Below are 18,881 nucleotides of genomic sequence, written 5' to 3'. Positions count from 1 at the left end.
AGCGCCCACACTTATCGGCTGTTGGTTTTTAAAGATCAGTCCGCTCACTCAACCATGCCCAACACCACCCGGCACCGCTTCGTTCGCGTCGCTGCGTCTGCAGCAGAGAAACGAGATTATGGAGACTGTTTCCCACTCCGTCAACCCCCATTTTCGCTTTCACTTAAAAAATGTTGGTGCTTACTTCCAGCGATTCACTTCCGCGTCGCGCTCACCACAGCCTCGATCGGAACGGCATCAGCCATTGCGGCATAGCCTGCATCGCTCGGATGAATGTGATCGCCACTATCGAAAGCGCGCTGCAACCGCTCCGGCTGCGCCCGGTCGCGCAACACCGCGTCGAAATCCACGACGCCGTCAAAAGCATGGCCGCTCCGAATCCACTGGTTGACGGCGAGCCGGATATTTTCCCGCTCCGGCGGCAACGAAGCCGGCGTCAGCGTCGCGCCGAACACCTTGACGCCATCGCGCCGCGCGGCCGCGATCACTCGCTGATAGCCGGCGATCAGGTCGGCGGCCGTCACCGACGTATGCGGGAAATCGCAGTCGAGCCCGCCATGCGGCGGCATCGCCGCAAAATTGATGTCGTTGATACCGATCAGCAAGATCGCCACCTTGACGCCCGGCCGGCGCAAAACGTCGCGCTCAAAACGGCTCAGGAGCGCGTCACCGTAGCAGGGTGAATCGCTCAGCAGCCGATTGCCGCTAATACCGAGATTCACGATCGCGGTCGACTGCACGCCACTGCCTGCCAGCCGGTGAGCCAGCGCATCCGGCCAGCGGCGGTTCTGGTTCAGGCTCGAGCGCATGCCGTCGGTAATCGAATCGCCGATCGCGGCGATGGCAGCCGACTGCGCCGCGGCCTCCACCGACAACCCCGTCACCCACACGTATTGCGTGAACCGGCCACGAAACGCCGCGGCGGCAGGATCAGCCGCGTGATTGCCGGGCGCCGACACATAATTCACCTGGTTCGACACGCGGTGCCAGGCGACAATCCGCTGCTCCGGCCCCATGAGCGCACTGATCGCATACGGTGCGCCTTCAGCGATATCGAGCGCGATCGGATCACTATCCAGCTCCCCACCCGGCGGAATGCTCAACGCCCCCTTACCACCGAAAGTCACGCGAACCCCATCGCCGACAGCTGCTGCGCCACCCGCCGAGCGCGCAATGCGCAACTCATCGATGACGAGCGGCGTCTTGCCATACGCATTGCTCAGGTGAATGCGGGCACTTTTCCCCGACAGCGTCGGATAAACGATCTGGCGAACCGTGCGCCCGGCCACTTCCGGGGCGCGATAAAGCGAGGGCAATTCGGCCCGTTGCGGAATGGGCTGCAGCGCGGTTGCCCATGCGGCGACCCAGTGTCCGGAGGTGTCGGCGGCAAAAGCGTTCGAGGAAACGGCAAAGGAGGCGAATTGGGCAAGCAGCGCCGCGCCGCAGGCGGCCGCCAAGGTGCGAATGGTCATTCGGAGGATCGGTTCGGGGCGAAACGCGCATTGTGCCCGATCGCCGCGGCAATCGCGGACAACGCTACCCAACGACGTACACCGCCCGCGCGCACGCCGCCGCCACCACCGCAGTTCAAGCCGTCTGCTCTCCCACGAGCTTCAGCGCGAGCGCTTCCGCAACCTCGATCCCGTCGATCGCTGCCGAATAAATCCCGCCGGCATACCCGGCCCCCTCGCCCGCCGGATACAGCCCTTCGACGTTCACGCTCTGATAATCGTCGCCGCGACGCACCCGGACCGGCGACGACGTTCTCGTCTCGACGCCCGTCAGCACCGCATCATGCATCGCAAAACCGGCGATTTTCTTCTCCATCTGCGGCAGCGCTTCGCGGATCGCCTCGATCACGTAATCGGGCAGCGCGGTGCTGAGATCGGTCGGATGCACGCCAGGCTTGTACGACGGCACCACCGAGCCGAGCGACGTGGACGGCCGCCCCGCGATGAAATCGCCGACCAGTTGGCCCGGTGCCATATAGTTGCCGCCGCCGAGCTCGAACGCCCGCTCTTCCCATTTGCGCTGGAAAGCGATGCCGGCGAGCGGTCCGCCGGGGTAATCGTCAGGCGTAATGCCGACCACGATGCCGGCGTTCGCATTACGCTCGGCGCGCGAGTACTGGCTCATGCCGTTCGTGACGACGCGCCCCGGCTCGGAAGTCGCCGCGACCACCGTACCGCCCGGGCACATGCAGAAACTGTAGACCGCGCGCCCGTTGCTGCAGTGGTGCACCACCTTATAGTCGGCTGCGCCCAGTTGTTTGTGACCGGCAAATTTGCCAAAACGGCTGCGGTCGATCACACCTTGCGGATGCTCGATGCGAAAACCGAGCGAAAACGGCTTCGCTTCGACATAAACGCCGCGATCGTGCAGCATCTGAAACGTATCGCGCGCACTATGGCCGACCGCGAGCACGACGTGATCGCAGCGCAGCGTCTCGCCCGTGGAAAGCTTCAGCCCGCGCACCTTGCCGTCATCGATGTCGAGGTCCTCGACACGGGTTTCGAAGCGCACCTCGCCGCCCAGCTCGTGGATCGTCGCGCGCATCTTCTCGACCATGCTGACGAGCCGGAACGTGCCGATATGGGGCCGGCTCAGGTAAAGAATGTCTTCCGGCGCGCCGGCCCGCACGAATTCGTCGAGCACCTTGCGGCCGTAGTGTTTCGGGTCCTTGATCTGGCTGTACAGCTTGCCGTCCGAGAACGTGCCCGCGCCGCCCTCGCCGAACTGCACGTTCGACTCCGGATTGAGCACCGACTTGCGCCACAGGCCGAACGTATCTTTAGTGCGCTCTCGCACGGCCTTGCCGCGCTCCAGGATGATCGGCCGGAAGCCCATCTGCGCGAGGATCAGCCCCGCGAACAGCCCGCACGGCCCCATGCCGATCACGACCGGGCGCGGCGCATTCGACTGCGCGGGCGCCTTTGCGACGAACTTGTAGCTCATGTCGGGCGTCACGCCGCAGTGCGGCACGTCGGCGAGCCGCCTCAGCACGGCCGCCTCATCCGTTACTTCGACATCGACGATGTAGGTGAGCTTGATGTCGGCGCGTTTGCGCGCGTCGTGCGCACGGCGAAACACCGTGTATCGGATGAGCCCGTCCCTGGCCACGCCGAGTTCCGCGAGGCGCGCGCGGACGGCCGCTTCGAGGTCGCTTTCGGGATGATCGAGCGGGAGTTTGATTTCGCTTAGACGTAACATGGGTACCGGAGATGCAAGTGGGCCGCAAATCGCGGCCAATTCGCAATTTTACCGGGGTAAGTGCCGCAACGGGGCCTCAGCCGGTCATGAACCGCCCGTGCCGCAGGACTGCGGCATACCCGCAATGGATTCGTAACACGCCCCGGTAGCCCCTATTAGTCGACACATTTATCCTCAAAAAATTTATTAACCGACCGGTCGGTTGATTTATACTACGCCGACACAGATCACTTCCGCAGAGAGCGTCCCATGTACACGCAATCCCTGGATATTCCCGGCAATGTCGCCCCGCTCGATGCGGACGCGAACTCTCCCGAGCAGGCGCGCTTCGACGCGGTCATGAACGCCGACGGCAAGATCGAGCCGCAGGACTGGATGCCCGAGGCGTACCGCAAAACGCTGGTCCGGCAAATCTCGCAGCACGCGCATTCGGAAATCGTCGGCATGCTGCCCGAGGGCAACTGGATCACGCGCGCGCCGAGCCTCAAGCGCAAGGCGATCCTGATCGCCAAGGTGCAGGACGAAGCGGGCCACGGACTGTATCTATATAGCGCCGCAGAAACGCTCGGCGTGTCGCGCGATCAACTGATCGCCGCGCTGCACGCGGGCAAGGCCAAGTATTCGAGCATCTTCAACTACCCGACGCCCACCTGGGCCGACGTCGGCGTGATCGGCTGGCTCGTCGACGGCGCCGCGATCATGAACCAGATCCCGCTGTGCCGCTGCACGTACGGCCCGTACGCCCGCGCAATGATCCGCATCTGCAAGGAAGAGTCGTTCCATCAGCGCCAGGGCTTCGACTCGCTGCTCGCGATGATGGCCGGCACCGAAGCCCAGCGCGAACTGGTGCAGCAGGCCGTGAACCGCTGGTGGTGGCCGGTGCTGATGATGTTCGGCCCGAGCGACAAGGATTCGGTCCACAGCAACCAGTCGGCGAAATGGGGCATCAAGCGCATCACCAACGACGACCTGCGCCAGAAATTCGTCGACGCAACCGTCGAGCAGGCCAGGGTGCTCGGCGTCACGCTGCCCGACCCGGACCTGAAATGGAACGAGGCGCGCGGCCACCACGACTACGGCGACATCGACTGGGAAGAGTTCTGGCGCGTCGTGAACGGCGACGGCCCGTGCAACCGCGAGCGCCTCGCGACCCGCGTCAAAGCCCACGAAGACGGCGCCTGGGTGCGCGAAGCCGCGCTCGCCCACGCCGAAAAGAAGCGCCAGCGCGCGCAGCAGCACGCCGCCTGAACCCCACGGCGCGATTAGCGAAAGTCAGGAATCAGGAGATCAGCAATGAACAAGGAATGGCCGATTTGGGAAGTGTTCGTGCGCAGCAAGCAGGGCCTCGACCACAAGCACTGCGGCAGTCTGCACGCCGCCGACGCGCCGATGGCGCTGCGCATGGCGCGCGACGTCTACACGCGCCGCCAGGAAGGCGTGAGCATCTGGGTGGTGCCGTCTTCGGCGATCACGGCTTCCGCGCCGAACGAGAAGGCCGAGCTGTTCGAACCGGCGGCCGACAAGATCTACCGCCACCCGACGTTCTACACGCTCCCCGACGAAGTCAACCACATGTAAGCGCGGCCATGCCTATCACGCCCCAACACCTCCAGTACGTGCTGCGTCTCGCGGATACCGCGCTGATCCTCGGTCAGCGCAACACCGAGTGGAGCGGCCACGGCCCGATCCTCGAAGAGGACATCGCGCTGTCGAACATGAGCCTCGACCTGATCGGCCAGGCGCGTCTGCTGTACACGCATGCGGCCGCGCTCGAACAGCAGCTCACCGGCAAGCAGCGTACCGAGGACGACTACGCGTACTTCCGCACCGAACGCGAGTTCGCCAACTACACGCTCGTCGAGCTGCCGCACTACGGCCCGCTCGCCGGCACCGCGCAAACCGAAAAGGATTACGCGGTCACGATCGTGCGCAATTTCCTGTACTCGACGCTGATGGCGCATCTGTGGAGCGCGCTGGCGAACTCCACGGACGAGCAACTGGCGGCGATCGCCGCGAAGTCGATCAAGGAAACGACGTACCACGTGCATCACGCCGGCGAGTGGCTGATCCGCTTCGGCGACGGCACCGACGAATCGCATCGCCGCGCGCAAGCCGCGCTCGACTATCTGATGCCGTACACGCGCGAGTTTTTCAGCGCGGATGCGGTGGAAGACGTGATCGCCGCGGCCGGCATCGGCCCGCGCACGTCGGAACTGGAAACCGCCTGGCTCGAAGACGTGCGCGCCACACTCGACGAAGCGACCTTGACGCTGCCCGAAGCGGTCAGGCACGTGAGCACCGGCAAGCACGGCGAGCATTCGGAGCATATGGGCTTCGTGCTCGCCGAAATGCAGAGCCTCGCGCGCCAGCATCCGGGCGCAACCTGGTAAAGCGCGCGATGACGACCTCGACCGCTCCGCTCGCAGCCAATACCGCTGCTCATACCGCCACCGACCCGGCGCTCGCGCGCGCGTGGGCCGTGCTCGAAGCGGTGCCGGACCCGGAGATTCCGGTGGTATCGATCCGCGAGCTCGGCATCCTGCGCGACGTGCGGCGCGCCGCCGACGGCGTGCTCGAAGTCGTGATTACGCCAACCTACTCGGGCTGCCCGGCGATGTCGCAGATCGCCGAAGACGTCGGTCATGCGCTCGACGCCGCGCAACTCGCGCCCTACCGCGTCGCCACCGTGCTCGCGCCGGCCTGGACCACCGACTGGATCACCGCCGACGCCCGCGAAAAACTGCGCGCCTACGGTATCGCGCCGCCGACGGGCAACTGCGGTTCCGCCGCCAGGACCCAAGCCGCGCCGCGGGAAAAAGTGCTGCGCTTCGTGCCGCGCTCGCTGTCGGCGCCGGCCTGCCCACGCTGCGGCTCCGCGCACACCGAGCGGCTCGCGCAATTCGGCTCGACCGCCTGCAAAGCCCTGTACCGCTGCCTCGACTGCCGCGAACCCTTCGACTACTTCAAACCGTACTGATATGGCCACCCCGCAATTTCATCCGCTGCGCATCCGCGAAGTGCGCCCCGAAACCGCCGACGCGGTCTCGGTCGCGTTCGAAGTCCCGGTCGAACTGCGCGACCACTATCGCTTCACGCAGGGCCAGTTCGTCACGCTGAAGACGCATATCGACGGCGAGGAAACGCGCCGCTCGTATTCGATCTGTGTGGGCGTCACCGACTACGATCGCGACGGCGAGTTGCGCATCGGCATCAAGCGCGTGCGCGGCGGGCGTTTCTCGAACTTCGCGTTCGACACGCTGCAGCCCGGCCACACGATCGACGTGATGACGCCGGATGGCCGCTTCTTCACGCACCTGAACGCCGAGCAGGGCAAGCAGTACCTCGCGTTTTCGGGTGGCTCGGGCATCACGCCGGTGCTCGCGATCATCAAGACGACGCTCGAAATCGAGCCGCGCAGCACCTTCACGCTCGTGTACGGCAACCGCAGCGTCGACCAGATCATGTTCGCCGAGGAACTCGAAGACCTGAAGAACCGCTTCATGAACCGCTTCGTGCTGTACCACGTGCTGTCGGACGATCTGCAGGACGTCGAGCTGTTCAACGGCGTGCTCGATCAGCAGAAGTGCACGGCCTTCATGGAACAGCTGCTGCCGGCCGAGGCAATCGACGAAGCGTTCATCTGCGGCCCCGCGCCGATGATGGACGCCGCCGAAGCCGCGCTGAAAGCCGCCGGCGTGCCGCCCGCGAAAGTGCACGTCGAGCGCTTCGGCACGCCGCTGCCGCAAGCGGGCGTGCCGCCCGTCGAAATCACCGAAGACACGCCCGCTGCCGATCTCGAAATCGTGCTCGACGGCAAACGGCGCAAGCTGCGCCTGCCCTATCAGGGCGTGAGCGTGCTCGACGTCGGCCTGCGCGCCGGCCTCGCGCTGCCGTATGCGTGCAAGGGCGGCGTCTGCTGCACCTGCCGCGCGAAGGTGCTCGAAGGCGAAGTGAAGATGGAAAAGAACTACACGCTCGAAGAACACGAAATCCGCGACGGTTTCGTGCTGACCTGCCAGTGCCATCCGGTCAGCGAGCGCGTGGTGGTGAGCTACGACGAGCGTTAAGCCAAAGGCAATCCGCGCTCTATCATGGTCGGACACGACTCGGCAGCATTGCGCTTTTGACGCGGCGCTACGTCTGCCCGACGGCCGGCGCGCTTTCGGCCATTTCGCGATCCGCTTACACTAGGGGCCGCTCATCGACCGGAACGTCGGTTTCCGGTCGATGAGCGGCCTCTTTTTGTCACCGCCGCAAGCGCCACAGCAAGCCTTTGTCCATGAGCACGATTCACCTCACCAACGGCGACGTCGCCGCCGAATCCCTCCGTTCCGCGCTGGCCCAGGCCGGCCGCGACGACCGCGTACAGGCGTTGCGGGACGATCTGGCCGTCGGCCCGCTGCGCGGCATCGACGACGGTCCGGACATGCGCGCCGATTTCTGGGAGCGCGTGAGCGCGGACACAAAGCGCAATTTCCTGCAGGAATTCCGCGATCAGGCCGCGGCGCTGAACAGCATCGCGAACGGAACCGCGAATCTGGTCGTGTGGCACGGCGAAAGCTCGTCCGATCAGCTGATGCTGCGCCGGGTCTGCTACTACCTGCGCAATAGTCCGCAGCGTCTGAACGAGGTGCGGCTGTCGATTGCCGATCTCACCGATCCGCTCGCGTGGGCGCATACCCGCAAGGACCGCGCAACGTCGGTCGGCATGTTCGCACCGGATGTGCTGCAGTCGCGCCTGCCCGACGCCGCGCCGATTTCCGTGCTACGTATCAGCCGGCTTGCGCTCGAATGGCAGGAAGTCAAGCACGCGAACGGCGAAACCCGGCGCTGGCGCGACAACACGTTCACGAGCAGCAGCTTCGCCGAACTCGACGCGCTGATCCTCGATCACGCCGCCGAAGCATGGCAGCCCGCCGCGCGCATCGCCGCCGGGGTGATGAGCGCCGAACTCTGGTTCCTCGTCAGCGACAGCATCGTGCTGTGGCGCCTGCGCGAACTGGCGGCCAGACGGCGTATCCGCCTGCGCGGCGACACGAACGCCTGGCGCTCGCTCGAACTGTGCGCCACGTTCGCCCTCCGCTCAAACCCGTAAAACAAACGACTATGGCCCGCACCCGAGCCCCCGACCACGAAACCCAACGCGAGCAGATTCTCGAACTGGCCGCGGAAAAATTCGCGCAGACCAGCTATCCGAGCACGTCGATGGCCGATCTGGCCGCGGCGAGCGGCACCTCGAAAGCGCGCCTCTATCACTACTACGCGAGCAAGGAAGCGATCCTGTTCGATCTGCTCGACCGCTACACGAAGCGGCTGATGCTGATCATCACCGAGGTGGAAGGTGCAAGCCAGCGGCGCGGACTCAGCGAGCGCGAGACCTTCGCCGAGCTGATCCGCGCGTTCCTCTCCGAGTATGAAACGTCGCACAGCCGGCACGTCGCGCTGCTGAACGACGTGAAGTATCTGGTCGACGCGCAACGCGAGATCATCCTGAACCGTCAGCGCGACGTAGTCTCGGCCTTCGCGCGCCAGCTCGCGCGCGCTTACCCCGAGCGCGCGACGCGCGACAACCAGACCGCGCTGACGATGATGGTGTTCGGCATGATCAACTGGACGTTCACGTGGTTGAAGCCGGACGGCAAGATGGGCTACCGCGAGTTCGCCGAGCAGGTGGTGGACGTGCTCGAGCACGGTTTCGGCCCGGCGCCGGCGCACTGAGACGGCGGCTCCGCGCAAGGAGCCGGTGCGCCGGCCCACGGCGGAATGCCGGCTCGCGCACCACACGAAATGACGCAAAGCAGCAATATCCAGAACGGTTGACCGTTTAAGACATGTCTGAATTATATGCGTGAGGCATTCTTCTGCGAACGCCCGTTCATTTTATTTTTTACATACAAATCAAATAATTAAAAATAGAGCCAGAGTATTTTAGATTATCCCCTCGGGTTTTTATACGGGTTTTCCCTAGTGATCGAGCCTGGTTTCCGCTAGAATCGATTTTGCGGTGCACCACGCCGCCTGATCAAAAGGAGAACCCGACCATGAACACGCTGACACCCCGCATCGCCGAGCCGATCGTCGCAAACGATCGTCCGTCGCTGTCTGCTGGACGCGAGCCCGCTCTGGTCCGTGAGCTCACCGCGATCGACCGCGAACGGCTGCTGGCCCACTTCCTTGCGCTCGAAGAAGACGATCGTCTGCTGCGCTTCGGCCAGGTCGTACCGAATCACGTCATCGAAAACTACGTGCGCGCGATCGACTTCACGCGCGACACCGTGTTCGGCGTATTCAACAGCAAGCTCGAACTCACCGGCGTCGGCCACCTGGCCTATCTACCGGCCGAAGGAGACAAGCGCACCGCCGAATTCGGCGTGTCGGTACTGGAAAGCGCGCGTGGCCAAGGTATCGGCACGAAGCTGTTCGAGCGCGCCGCGATCCGCAGCCGCAACACGCGCGTCACGATGCTGTATATCCACTGCCTGTCACGCAATTCGACGATGATGCATATCGCGAAAAAGGCCGGCATGAAGATCGAATACGCGTACGGCGAAGCCGATGCCTATCTGACGCTGGCCCCCGCCGACCAGTCGAGCATCCTCGCCGAGATGCTGCAGGAGCAGGCCGCCGTGCTCGACTATGCACTCAAGCGCCAGGCGCGCCAGGCATCGCGGCTCTTCGAGTCGTTCATGCCGGCGGCCGTCGCTGCCTGAATAATCGCTACGGGGAAATGAGAAGGGGGCGGCCGCAAGGTCGCCCTTTTTCTATGCGCGCGCTGCCTCGCGGCATGCGTGCCGCTTTGCACGGGCAATGCCGCCGACAACGCTCACAGAATAGGCAGCGCCGTCGTTTCCTTGATCTTTTCGAGCGAGAAGCTCGATTTCACGTCGATCACCGACGGATGCCGCAGCAACTGATCCTGCACGAAGCGCGAAAAATGCGCCATGTCCTCGACCTGGACGCGCAGCAGATAGTCCATCTCGCCGGTCATCGCGTGACAGGCCACCACCTCGGGCCACGTCTGCACGGCCGCGCCGAACAGATCGGCATGCGTGGCTTCGCCGTGCGGACTGAAGGCGCGGCCGCCGCCCTTTTCGAGCCGCACGCTGACATACGCAAGCAGATCGAGCCCGAGCCGCTGCGCGTCGAGCAGCGCGACATAGCCGCGAATCACGCCACTTTCCTCCAGCCGGCGAATCCGCCGCAGACACGGACTCGGCGACAGATTGATCCGTTCCGCAATCTCCTGATTCGACAGCCTGCCGTTCTGCTGAAGGATGGCCAGAATGCGCCGGTCGATCGCATCTATCTCGGAATTAGCCATGTTCTGCCATATACCTTTGCAATTGAGCCATAAACTGGCTCAAGCGTAGTGATGCGTGATTAAGTTCGCAAGTTTTTGTCTCCACCACGGTTCTACACTGGTGGCATCCGGTCGCGCTCAACCGACCGCCCCACGCGCTCACCGCCAGCGCACCTCAGCAGCCCTCTTGCATGGGAAACGGAGACAGACAATGCAGGTTTCAACTTGGGAAAACCCGGTCGGCACCGACGGTTTCGAATTCATCGAGTACACCGCGCCGGACCCGAAAGCGCTCGGCAAGCTCTTCGAGCAGATGGGCTTCACCGCCGTCGCGCGGCATCGTCATAAGGACGTGACGCTGTATCGCCAGGGCGAGATCAACTTCATCGTCAACGCGGAAAAGCATTCGTTTGCACAGCGCTTCGCACGGCTGCATGGCCCGTCGATCTGCGCGATCGCGTTCCGCGTGCAGGACGCTGCCAAGGCTTACAGCCAGGCGCTCGAAAAAGGCGCGTGGGGCTTCGACAACAAGACCGGCCCGATGGAGCTGAACATTCCGGCGATCAAGGGCATCGGCGATTCGCTGATCTATTTCGTCGACCGCTGGCGCGGCAAGAACGGCGCGACGCCGAACAGCATCGGCGATATCGACATTTACGATGTCGACTTCGAACCGATTCCCGGCGCGAATCCGAACCCGGTCGGCCACGGCCTGACCTATATCGATCACCTCACGCACAACGTGCATCGCGGCCGCATGCAGGAATGGGCCGAGTTCTACGAGCGCCTGTTCAATTTCCGCGAGGTGCGTTACTTCGACATCGAAGGCAAGGTGACCGGCGTGAAGTCGAAGGCGATGACCTCGCCCTGCGGCAAGATCCGCATTCCGATCAACGAGGAAGGCTCGGATACGGCCGGCCAGATTCAGGAGTATCTGGACGCCTACCACGGCGAAGGGATTCAGCACATCGCGCTCGGCACCGGCGACATCTACCGCACCGTGGACGGTCTACGCGGCTCGCACATCTCGCTGCTCGACACGATCGACACGTACTACGAACTCGTCGATCGCCGCGTACCGGGCCACGGCGAGCCGCTCGAGGAACTGCGCAAGCGCAAGATCCTGATCGACGGCGCGCCGAACGATCTGCTACTGCAGATCTTCACCGAAAACCAGATCGGCCCGATCTTCTTCGAGATCATCCAGCGCAAGGGCAATCAGGGCTTCGGCGAAGGCAACTTCAAGGCGCTGTTCGAATCGATCGAGCTCGATCAGATTCGCCGCGGCGTGGTGCAAGACAAGACCTGACGGCGCCGCACCAAGACCTGACGGCGCCGCACGACCGGCACGCGCCATCATGAAAAAAGGGCGAGGATCGTAAGACCCTCGCCCTTTTTCCGCTTACGCCGCGATCCTCATCGGGAGCGCGGCCGGTTGTCAAACGACACACCGCAAACGCGGTACATCACGAATTCCGCGGGCTCTAGTCGGCTCTGACCGAACGCTCGCTCTGGCTCCTTGCCAGCCTGACAGGCGCGACCTGCGCCGCGCGGCTGATTGCGTTCGACAACGCGCTGGTGCTGCCCGCGTTCGAACGGACCGGCGCGCTCATCGCGAAAAAAGCGGCCGATACCATCAGGAAGGTCTGGATATTTCTCGTGTTCATGCATACTCCTTTTCTGACTGCCCTGCTGTCACGCAGCTCCGCCGAATGCGGCGCATTGAAGACATTGCACGCAGGTCGCGGATTAGACAGTGATTTTCACTACGGTTCCGCGATTTTGTAGGTTTTACAGCTTGTTACATGCGCAATCGCAATAGGAGCGAAATGCAAGGCAAATGCATGAAAACGGCTTGCAACCTGCTGCCATTCGCATCGAACCCGCGCCGCATCGCCGCATTTTTCGGGCTGCTGCGGCGGGTTTCCACCAGTGCTACCATCGCTTAAAACCCGTCAATATGACGACCCCGGCCCCAGCATTCACAAGATGCCGGGAGCCAGAAAAGTTTTGGTGATCCCAAGCTGAGTGGAGGAGTACACATAATGAATGCCCCGCTAGACGCAGGTCAGCGAGCCTCGCTCGAAGCCGCGTTGTCTTCCGTCACGCTCGATGACAAATACACCCTCGAACGCGGCCGCGCGTACATGAGCGGCATCCAGGCGCTGGTGCGTCTGCCGATGCTGCAGCAGGAACGCGACCGCGCCGCCGGCCTCAACACCGCCGGCTTTATCTCCGGCTATCGCGGCTCGCCGCTCGGCGGACTCGACCAGTCGCTGTGGAAGGCGAAAAAGCATCTCGCCGCACATCAGGTCGTGTTCCAGCCCGGCGTCAACGAAGACCTCGCCGCCACCGCCGTGTGGGGCTCGCAGCAGGTCAATCTGTATCCGAGCGCCAAATACGATGGCGTGTTCTCGATGTGGTACGGCAAGGGCCCCGGCGTCGATCGCTCCGGCGACGTGCTCAAGCACGGCAACTCGGCCGGCTCGTCGCGGCACGGCGGCGTTCTGGTGCTCGCCGGCGACGACCACGCGGCTAAATCCTCGACACTCGCGCACCAGTCCGAGCACCTCTTCAAGGCGTGCGGACTGCCCGTGCTGTTTCCGTCGAACGTGCAGGAATATCTCGACTTCGGCCTGCACGGCTGGGCCATGAGCCGCTACTCGGGCCTCTGGGTCGCGATGAAATGCGTGACCGACGTGGTCGAATCGTCGGCGTCGGTCGATATCGACCCACACCGCACGAGCATCATCCTGCCCGAAGATTTCGTGATGCCCGACGGCGGGCTCAACATCCGCTGGCCCGATCCGCCGCTCGTGCAGGAAGCGCGTCTGCTCGACTACAAGTGGTACGCGGGCCTCGCCTACGTGCGCGCGAACAGACTCGATCGCGTCGAAATCGATTCGCCGCATGCGCGCTTCGGCATCATGACCGGCGGCAAGGCCTATCTCGACGTGCGCCAGGCGCTGACCGACCTCGGTCTCGACGACGAAACCTGCTCGCGCATCGGCATCCGTCTCTACAAGGTCGGCTGCGTGTGGCCGCTCGAAGCGCAAGGCGCGCAGGCCTTCGCGCGCGGTCTCGACGAAATTCTCGTGGTCGAGGAAAAGCGCCAGATCCTCGAATACGCAATCAAGGAAGAGCTGTACAACTGGCCCGACACGCAGCGTCCGCGCGTGTTCGGCAAGTTCGACGAAAAGGACGGCGCGGGCGGCGAATGGTCGGTGCCGATGGGCAACTGGCTGCTGCCGGCTCACTACGAGCTGTCGCCCGCGATCATCGCAAAGGCAATCGCCACGCGGCTCGACAAGTTCGACCTGCCGTCGGACGTGCGCGCCCGCATCGCCGCGCGCATCGCGGTAATCGACGCGAAGGAAAAGGCACTCGCGCGCCCGCGCGTCGAAGTCGAGCGCAAGCCGTGGTTCTGCTCGGGCTGCCCGCACAACACCTCGACCAACGTGCCGGAAGGCTCGCGCGCGATGGCCGGCATCGGCTGTCATTACATGACGGTCTGGATGGACCGCAGCACCAGCACGTTCAGCCAGATGGGCGGCGAAGGCGTCGCGTGGATCGGCCAGGCGCCGTTCACGAACGACAAGCACGTGTTCGCCAATCTCGGCGACGGCACCTACTTCCACTCGGGGCTGCTCGCGATTCGCGCGGCGATCGCCTCGAAGGCGAACATTACCTACAAGCTGCTCTACAACGACGCGGTCGCGATGACGGGCGGCCAGCCGGTCGACGGCGTGCTGACCGTGCCGCAGATCACGCATCAGCTGGCCGCCGAAGGCGCGGAGAAAATCGTCATCGTCACCGACGAGCCCGAGAAGTACGCGGCGAACACCGGTCTTGCGCCAGGCGTCGACATTCATCACCGCGACCAGCTCGACGAGGTGCAGCGGCAGTTGCGCGAGATTCCGGGCACCACGATCCTGATCTACGACCAGACCTGCGCGACCGAAAAGCGCCGCCGCCGCAAACGCGGCGCGTATCCCGATCCGGCACGGCGCGTCGTCATCAACGAGGCGGTCTGCGAAGGCTGCGGCGACTGCTCGGTAAAGTCGAACTGCCTGTCGGTCGAACCGCTCGACACCGAGTACGGCACGAAACGCCAGATCAACCAGTCGACCTGCAACAAGGACTTCTCGTGCGTGAACGGCTTCTGCCCGAGCTTCGTCTCCGTTGAAGGCGGGCAGTTGCGCAAGCCGAAGGCAGCGTCGGGCGTCGGCGCCGATGCAATGCCGCCGGTGCCCGAGCCCGAACTGCCGGCCATCGACCGTCCGTACGGCGTGCTCGTGACGGGCGTCGGCGGCACGGGCGTCGTCACGATCGGCGCGCTGCTCGGCATGGCCGCGCATCTGGAGAACAAGGGCGTCACCGTGCTCGACGTGACCGGCCTCGCGCAGAAAGGCGGCGCCGTGATGAGCCACGTGCAGATCGCGAACCAGCCCGCCGACATCCACGCGACCCGTATCGCGATGGGCGAAGCGAGCCTCGTGATCGGCTGCGATGCGATCGTGACCGCGAGCGCCGACTGCATGTCGCGGATGCAGGACGGCCATACGCGCGTCGTGCTGAACAGCGCGCACACGCCGACCGCCGAACTCATCAAGAACCCGAACTGGCGCTTCCCCGGCAGCAGCACCGAAGCCGACGTGCGCGCCGCGGCCGGCGACGACAACGTCGCGACCGTCGACGCGAATCGCTTCGCGGTCGCGCTGCTCGGTGACGCGATCTACACGAACCCGTTCGTGCTCGGCTACGCCTGGCAGCGCGGCTGGGTGCCGCTCACGTATCAGTCGCTGATTCGCGCGATCGAGCTGAACAACGTGCAGGTCGAGAAAAACCGTGCGGCATTCGAATGGGGCCGGCGCGCCGCGCACGATCTCGCCGAGGTCCGCAAGATCGCGCAAACGCAGGGACGCGCCGACGCGGCGGACAACGCGAGCGGCAAGATCATCGCGCTGCACACGCCGAAGGCACTCGACACGCTGATCGACAAGCGCGCCGACTACCTCGCCGCATGGCAGAACCGCGCCTATGCGGAGCGCTATCGCGCACTGGTCGCGCAGGTGCGGGCGGCCGAAGAAGCGCTCGATTCCATCGACGGCCAGTTGCCGCTCACGGAAGCGGTCGCGAAGAATCTGCACAAGCTGATGGCCTACAAGGACGAATACGAAGTCGCGCGTCTGTATAGCGACCCGGTGTTCATCGAAAAGCTGAATGCGACGTTCGAGGGCGACTGGAAGCTGCATCTGCATCTCGCGCCGCCGACGCTGTCGAAGAAGGACGCGCACGGCCATCTCGTGAAGAAAAAGTACGGCCCGTGGATGTTCCGCGCGATGCACGTGCTCGCGAAACTCAAGTTCCTGCGCGGCACCGCGCTCGACGTGTTCGGCAAGACCGAGGAGCGCCGCACCGAGCGCGCGCTGATCGGCGAATACGAGGCGCTCGTGCGCGAGCTGATCGGCGGACTAACGGCGCAAACCGCAGCGCAAAAGCGCGAGCTCGCGGTCGAGCTCGCGAATCTGCCCGACGGCATTCGCGGATATGGTCACGTGAAGGAGAACAACCTCAAGGGCGTGCGCATCAGGTGGAACGAACTGCTCGCGCGTTGGCGCTCGCCGGATGCGGGGAAAACACAGCACGCGGCCTGATCAGCATGCAGGAGCTTTAAGACTGGATCGGAGCCGCCGGGTTGATAAAGGCACGGCCGGTCCCGATTGAAAAAGCGGCGGTCTTCATAGACCGTCGCTTTTTTTCGCCGACAAAAAAACGCCACGGAACCGGAATCCCGTGGCGTCTTGCCGGCGCCGAGGCCGCCGCGAGCGCACTACAGCCGCGCCCGCTTCAACCCGGCAACCTACGCATTACTTCGCGTTTGCCGGCTTGCGCGCATTGGCCGAAGCCACCGCCGTCATGTTGATGATCCGGCGCACGGTCGCGGCCGGCGTCAGGATATGCACCGGCTTCTTCGCGCCGAGCAGGATCGGACCGACCGTCACGCCTTCGCCGCCCACGACCTTCAGCAGGTTGTAAGCGATGTTCGCCGCCTCGACGTTCGGCATGATCAGCAGGTTCGCTTCGCCGGCGAGCGTCGTGGCGGGGAATGCCGCCTTGCGGATCGTCTCCGACAGCGCCGCGTCGCCGTGCATTTCACCGTCGATTTCGAGCGACGGCGCGCGTTGCGCGATCAGCTTGCGAGCCTCGGCCATGCGCTTCGACGACGACGACGGCGCGCTGCCGAAGTTCGAGTTCGACAGCAACGCGACCTTCGGCGTGATGCCGAACTTCTCGATTTCACGCGCGGCGAGCATCGTCATGTCGGCGAGTTGCTCGGCGGTCGGCACTTCGTTCACGTACGTGTCGCAGATGAACAGGTTGCGGCCCGGCAGCATCAGCAGGTTCATCGCGGCGAAGTTCTGCACGTCGTCGGCCTTGCCGAGCACCTGGTCGATGAAGTCCAGGTGCGTGTGGTACTGGCCGATCATGCCGCAGATCATGCCGTCGGCTTCGCCGAGGCGCACGAGAATCGCGCCGATCAGCGTGTTGAACTTGCGCATCGCGGCCTTCGCGACGTCGGGCGTCACGCCTTCGCGCGCGCCGAGTTCGTGATACGCCTGCCAGCTCTTTTGATAGCGCGGATCGTCTTCCGGATCGACGATCTCGACGTCCTCGCCGCACTTGAGCTTCGAGCCCATTTTCTTCAGACGCATCTCGATCACGGACGGACGGCCGACCAGGATCGGCTTCGCGATCTTTTCGAGCAGCACGAATTGCGCGGCACGCAGCACGCGCTCGTCTTCACCTTCTGCGAACACGATGCGCGCCGGCTCCGACTTCGCCGCCGCGAACACCGGACGCATCACCATGCCGGTGCGATAGACGGTCGTGCCGAGCTGTTCGCGATACGCGTCCATGTCCTGAATCGGACGGGTCGCGACGCCCGAGTCCATCGCCGCCTGCGCGACGGCCGGCGCGATCTTGATGATGAGGCGCGGATCGAACGGCTTCGGAATCAGGTATTCCGGGCCGAATTCGAGCGAGTGGCCTTCGTAGGCCTTCGCGACTTCATCGCCCTGATCGGTTTCCTCGGCCAGTTCGGCGATCGCGCGCACGCAGGCGAGCTTCATTTCTTCCGTGATCGTGGTTGCGCCGACGTCGAGCGCGCCGCGGAAGATGAACGGGAAGCACAGCACGTTATTGACCTGGTTCGGGTAATCCGAACGGCCGGTCGCGATGATGCAGTCCGGGCGCACCTTGCGCGCTTCTTCCGGACGGATTTCCGGCTCGGGGTTCGCGAGCGCGAGAATCAGCGGCTGCGAACCCATTTCGGCGACCATCTCCGGCTTCAGCACGCCGGCGCTGGAGCAGCCGAGGAACACGTCGGCGCCGCGGATCGCGTCGGAAAGCGAACGCGCATCGGTGTTGGCCGCGTAACGCTCCTTCGACGGATCGAGGTTGCCGCGGCCTTCGTAGATCACGCCCTTCGAGTCGGTGACGAGAATGTTCTTCTTCGACAGACCGAGGTTGACGAGCAGGTCCAGACACGCAATCGCCGCCGCGCCCGCGCCCGAACAGACGAGCTTCACTTCGTCGAGCTTCTTGCCGACCACCTTCAGGCCGTTGAGAATCGCCGCCGACGCGATGATCGCGGTGCCGTGCTGGTCGTCGTGGAAGACCGGAATCTTCATGCGCTCGCGCAGCTTCTTCTCGATGTAGAAGCACTCGGGCGCCTTGATGTCCTCGAGGTTGATGCCGCCGAGCGTCGGCTCCAGCATCGCGATCGCTTCGACGAGCTTGTCCGGATCGGACTCGTTCAATTCGATGTCGAACACGTCGATGCCGGCGAATTTCTTGAAGAGGCAGCCCTTGCCTTCCATCACCGGCTTCGCGGCGAGCGGACCGATGTTGCCGAGGCCGAGCACCGCCGTGCCGTTCGTGATCACGCCGACGAGGTTGCCGCGCGAGGTGTACTTCTGGGCGTCGAGCGGTTCGTCGTAAATCGCCATACAGGCTGCCGCGACGCCCGGCGAATACGCAAGCGACAGGTCGAGCTGGTTCGACAGCGGCTTGGTGGGCGTCACCGAAATCTTGCCAGGTTTCGGATTCTGGTGATAGGCGAGAGCGCTTTGCTTGAGTTGTTCGTCCATTTCTAGGCCTGCGAGACGTAAGTAATTGGGCCCGTCGCAGCACAACGTCGGCGTCGCTTGCATCTGTCGGACGGATAGTCGACCGAGGCGGTTTTCGCATGCGCCGGTTGGCGCAATGGCTTACCTCGACGAAGGACGGGACGACAATGCGGAGTGCTTCGCGGGTCGGTTAGTGTACACCCCGGGTGCGTCGATGCACTGAGTGGTTAACAGGACTA

General features: G+C 64.1%; 15 protein-coding genes. 10 read left to right on the top strand and 5 right to left on the bottom strand.

Annotated features, from left to right (window positions below; genetic code table 11):
• Positions 1 to 194 precede the first annotated feature (194 nt).
• Both G3N58_RS21050 and G3N58_RS21045 read right to left on the bottom strand, forming a co-directional pair.
• Entirely contained in the window at positions 195 to 1,472 is a 1,278-nt protein-coding gene (locus tag G3N58_RS21050; RefSeq protein WP_167047613.1) for an SGNH/GDSL hydrolase family protein, read from the bottom strand.
• A 115-nt stretch (positions 1,473 to 1,587) separates the two neighbouring features.
• Positions 1,588 to 3,210 (bottom strand): NAD(P)/FAD-dependent oxidoreductase, encoded by a 1,623-nt coding sequence (locus tag G3N58_RS21045; protein ID WP_167284459.1) that lies wholly within the window; start codon positions 3,208 to 3,210, stop codon positions 1,588 to 1,590.
• Between the two features lie 249 nt (positions 3,211 to 3,459).
• Between G3N58_RS21045 and paaA the strand changes: the two genes are divergently transcribed.
• The 8 genes from paaA (at position 3,460) to G3N58_RS21005 (ending at position 9,920) form a co-directional block, all read left to right on the top strand.
• Positions 3,460 to 4,458 carry a 1,2-phenylacetyl-CoA epoxidase subunit PaaA gene (gene paaA / locus G3N58_RS21040; RefSeq protein WP_167047607.1) on the top strand — a complete coding sequence of 333 codons (999 nt, stop codon included), beginning with the start codon at positions 3,460 to 3,462 and terminating at the stop codon, positions 4,456 to 4,458.
• Positions 4,459 to 4,503: 45 nt separating this feature from the next.
• Positions 4,504 to 4,788: a 1,2-phenylacetyl-CoA epoxidase subunit PaaB gene (gene paaB / locus G3N58_RS21035; protein WP_206000093.1), complete on the top strand. Its 285-nt coding sequence runs from the start codon at positions 4,504 to 4,506 to the stop codon at positions 4,786 to 4,788.
• 8 nt (positions 4,789 to 4,796) lie between these two features.
• Positions 4,797 to 5,600 carry a 1,2-phenylacetyl-CoA epoxidase subunit PaaC gene (gene paaC, locus G3N58_RS21030; protein ID WP_167047601.1) on the top strand — a complete coding sequence of 268 codons (804 nt, stop codon included), beginning with the start codon at positions 4,797 to 4,799 and terminating at the stop codon, positions 5,598 to 5,600.
• A gap of 8 nt (positions 5,601 to 5,608) precedes the next feature.
• Entirely contained in the window at positions 5,609 to 6,187 is a 579-nt protein-coding gene (gene paaD / locus G3N58_RS21025; protein WP_205989825.1) for a 1,2-phenylacetyl-CoA epoxidase subunit PaaD, read from the top strand.
• 1 nt (position 6,188) lies between these two features.
• Positions 6,189 to 7,277: a 1,2-phenylacetyl-CoA epoxidase subunit PaaE gene (gene paaE, locus G3N58_RS21020; RefSeq protein ID WP_206000092.1), complete on the top strand. Its 1,089-nt coding sequence runs from the start codon at positions 6,189 to 6,191 to the stop codon at positions 7,275 to 7,277.
• A 212-nt stretch (positions 7,278 to 7,489) separates the two neighbouring features.
• On the top strand, positions 7,490 to 8,305 hold the full coding sequence (locus G3N58_RS21015) for a DUF1835 domain-containing protein (RefSeq protein WP_167047594.1): 816 nt from the start codon (positions 7,490 to 7,492) through the stop codon (positions 8,303 to 8,305).
• A gap of 11 nt (positions 8,306 to 8,316) precedes the next feature.
• Positions 8,317 to 8,928, top strand: coding sequence for a TetR/AcrR family transcriptional regulator (locus tag G3N58_RS21010; protein WP_167047591.1), 612 nt, complete (start codon positions 8,317 to 8,319; stop codon positions 8,926 to 8,928).
• Positions 8,929 to 9,251: 323 nt separating this feature from the next.
• Positions 9,252 to 9,920: a GNAT family N-acetyltransferase gene (locus G3N58_RS21005; protein WP_167284456.1), complete on the top strand. Its 669-nt coding sequence runs from the start codon at positions 9,252 to 9,254 to the stop codon at positions 9,918 to 9,920.
• 113 nt (positions 9,921 to 10,033) lie between these two features.
• Here the strand turns inward: G3N58_RS21005 and G3N58_RS21000 are convergent, their stop codons facing one another.
• Positions 10,034 to 10,531 (bottom strand): Lrp/AsnC family transcriptional regulator, encoded by a 498-nt coding sequence (locus G3N58_RS21000; protein WP_167047585.1) that lies wholly within the window; start codon positions 10,529 to 10,531, stop codon positions 10,034 to 10,036.
• A gap of 190 nt (positions 10,532 to 10,721) precedes the next feature.
• On the opposite strand from G3N58_RS21000, the gene hppD reads away from it, so the two are divergent.
• Positions 10,722 to 11,819 carry a 4-hydroxyphenylpyruvate dioxygenase gene (gene hppD, locus G3N58_RS20995; protein ID WP_167047582.1) on the top strand — a complete coding sequence of 366 codons (1,098 nt, stop codon included), beginning with the start codon at positions 10,722 to 10,724 and terminating at the stop codon, positions 11,817 to 11,819.
• Between the two features lie 175 nt (positions 11,820 to 11,994).
• Here the strand turns inward: hppD and G3N58_RS20990 are convergent, their stop codons facing one another.
• Positions 11,995 to 12,177, bottom strand: a complete 183-nt coding sequence (locus G3N58_RS20990) for a hypothetical protein (protein ID WP_167047580.1) — start codon at positions 12,175 to 12,177, stop codon at positions 11,995 to 11,997.
• A gap of 378 nt (positions 12,178 to 12,555) precedes the next feature.
• On the opposite strand from G3N58_RS20990, the gene G3N58_RS20985 reads away from it, so the two are divergent.
• The gene (locus tag G3N58_RS20985) at positions 12,556 to 16,167 is read left to right on the top strand and encodes an indolepyruvate ferredoxin oxidoreductase family protein (protein ID WP_167047577.1); all 3,612 of its coding nucleotides are present in this window, start codon (positions 12,556 to 12,558) and stop codon (positions 16,165 to 16,167) included.
• A 213-nt stretch (positions 16,168 to 16,380) separates the two neighbouring features.
• On the opposite strand, the gene G3N58_RS20980 is transcribed toward G3N58_RS20985, so the two are convergent.
• Positions 16,381 to 18,663, bottom strand: a complete 2,283-nt coding sequence (locus tag G3N58_RS20980) for an NADP-dependent malic enzyme (RefSeq protein WP_167047574.1) — start codon at positions 18,661 to 18,663, stop codon at positions 16,381 to 16,383.
• Positions 18,664 to 18,881 lie beyond the last annotated feature (218 nt).

Origin of the sequence: Paraburkholderia sp. Ac-20342 (genome assembly GCF_017104985.1) — a bacterium.
Taxonomy (GTDB): Bacteria; Pseudomonadota; Gammaproteobacteria; order Burkholderiales; family Burkholderiaceae; genus Paraburkholderia.
Note: the sequence above shows the minus strand (reverse complement) of the source record. Positions and strands in the feature narration are given on the sequence as shown.

What these genes read in the sequence shown, in the direction of transcription:
- G3N58_RS21050 (WP_167047613.1), bottom strand. Translation starts at nt 1,472, where the DNA reads ATGACCATTCGCACCTTGGCGGCCGCCTGCGGCGCGGCGCTGCTTGCC.
- G3N58_RS21045 (WP_167284459.1), bottom strand. Translation starts at nt 3,210, where the DNA reads ATGTTACGTCTAAGCGAAATCAAACTCCCGCTCGATCATCCCGAAAGC.
- paaA (WP_167047607.1), top strand. Translation starts at nt 3,460, where the DNA reads ATGTACACGCAATCCCTGGATATTCCCGGCAATGTCGCCCCGCTCGAT.
- paaB (WP_206000093.1), top strand. Translation starts at nt 4,504, where the DNA reads ATGAACAAGGAATGGCCGATTTGGGAAGTGTTCGTGCGCAGCAAGCAG.
- paaC (WP_167047601.1), top strand. Translation starts at nt 4,797, where the DNA reads ATGCCTATCACGCCCCAACACCTCCAGTACGTGCTGCGTCTCGCGGAT.
- paaD (WP_205989825.1), top strand. Translation starts at nt 5,609, where the DNA reads ATGACGACCTCGACCGCTCCGCTCGCAGCCAATACCGCTGCTCATACC.
- paaE (WP_206000092.1), top strand. Translation starts at nt 6,189, where the DNA reads ATGGCCACCCCGCAATTTCATCCGCTGCGCATCCGCGAAGTGCGCCCC.
- G3N58_RS21015 (WP_167047594.1), top strand. Translation starts at nt 7,490, where the DNA reads ATGAGCACGATTCACCTCACCAACGGCGACGTCGCCGCCGAATCCCTC.
- G3N58_RS21010 (WP_167047591.1), top strand. Translation starts at nt 8,317, where the DNA reads ATGGCCCGCACCCGAGCCCCCGACCACGAAACCCAACGCGAGCAGATT.
- G3N58_RS21005 (WP_167284456.1), top strand. Translation starts at nt 9,252, where the DNA reads ATGAACACGCTGACACCCCGCATCGCCGAGCCGATCGTCGCAAACGAT.
- G3N58_RS21000 (WP_167047585.1), bottom strand. Translation starts at nt 10,531, where the DNA reads ATGGCTAATTCCGAGATAGATGCGATCGACCGGCGCATTCTGGCCATC.
- hppD (WP_167047582.1), top strand. Translation starts at nt 10,722, where the DNA reads ATGCAGGTTTCAACTTGGGAAAACCCGGTCGGCACCGACGGTTTCGAA.
- G3N58_RS20990 (WP_167047580.1), bottom strand. Translation starts at nt 12,177, where the DNA reads ATGAACACGAGAAATATCCAGACCTTCCTGATGGTATCGGCCGCTTTT.
- G3N58_RS20985 (WP_167047577.1), top strand. Translation starts at nt 12,556, where the DNA reads ATGAATGCCCCGCTAGACGCAGGTCAGCGAGCCTCGCTCGAAGCCGCG.
- G3N58_RS20980 (WP_167047574.1), bottom strand. Translation starts at nt 18,663, where the DNA reads ATGGACGAACAACTCAAGCAAAGCGCTCTCGCCTATCACCAGAATCCG.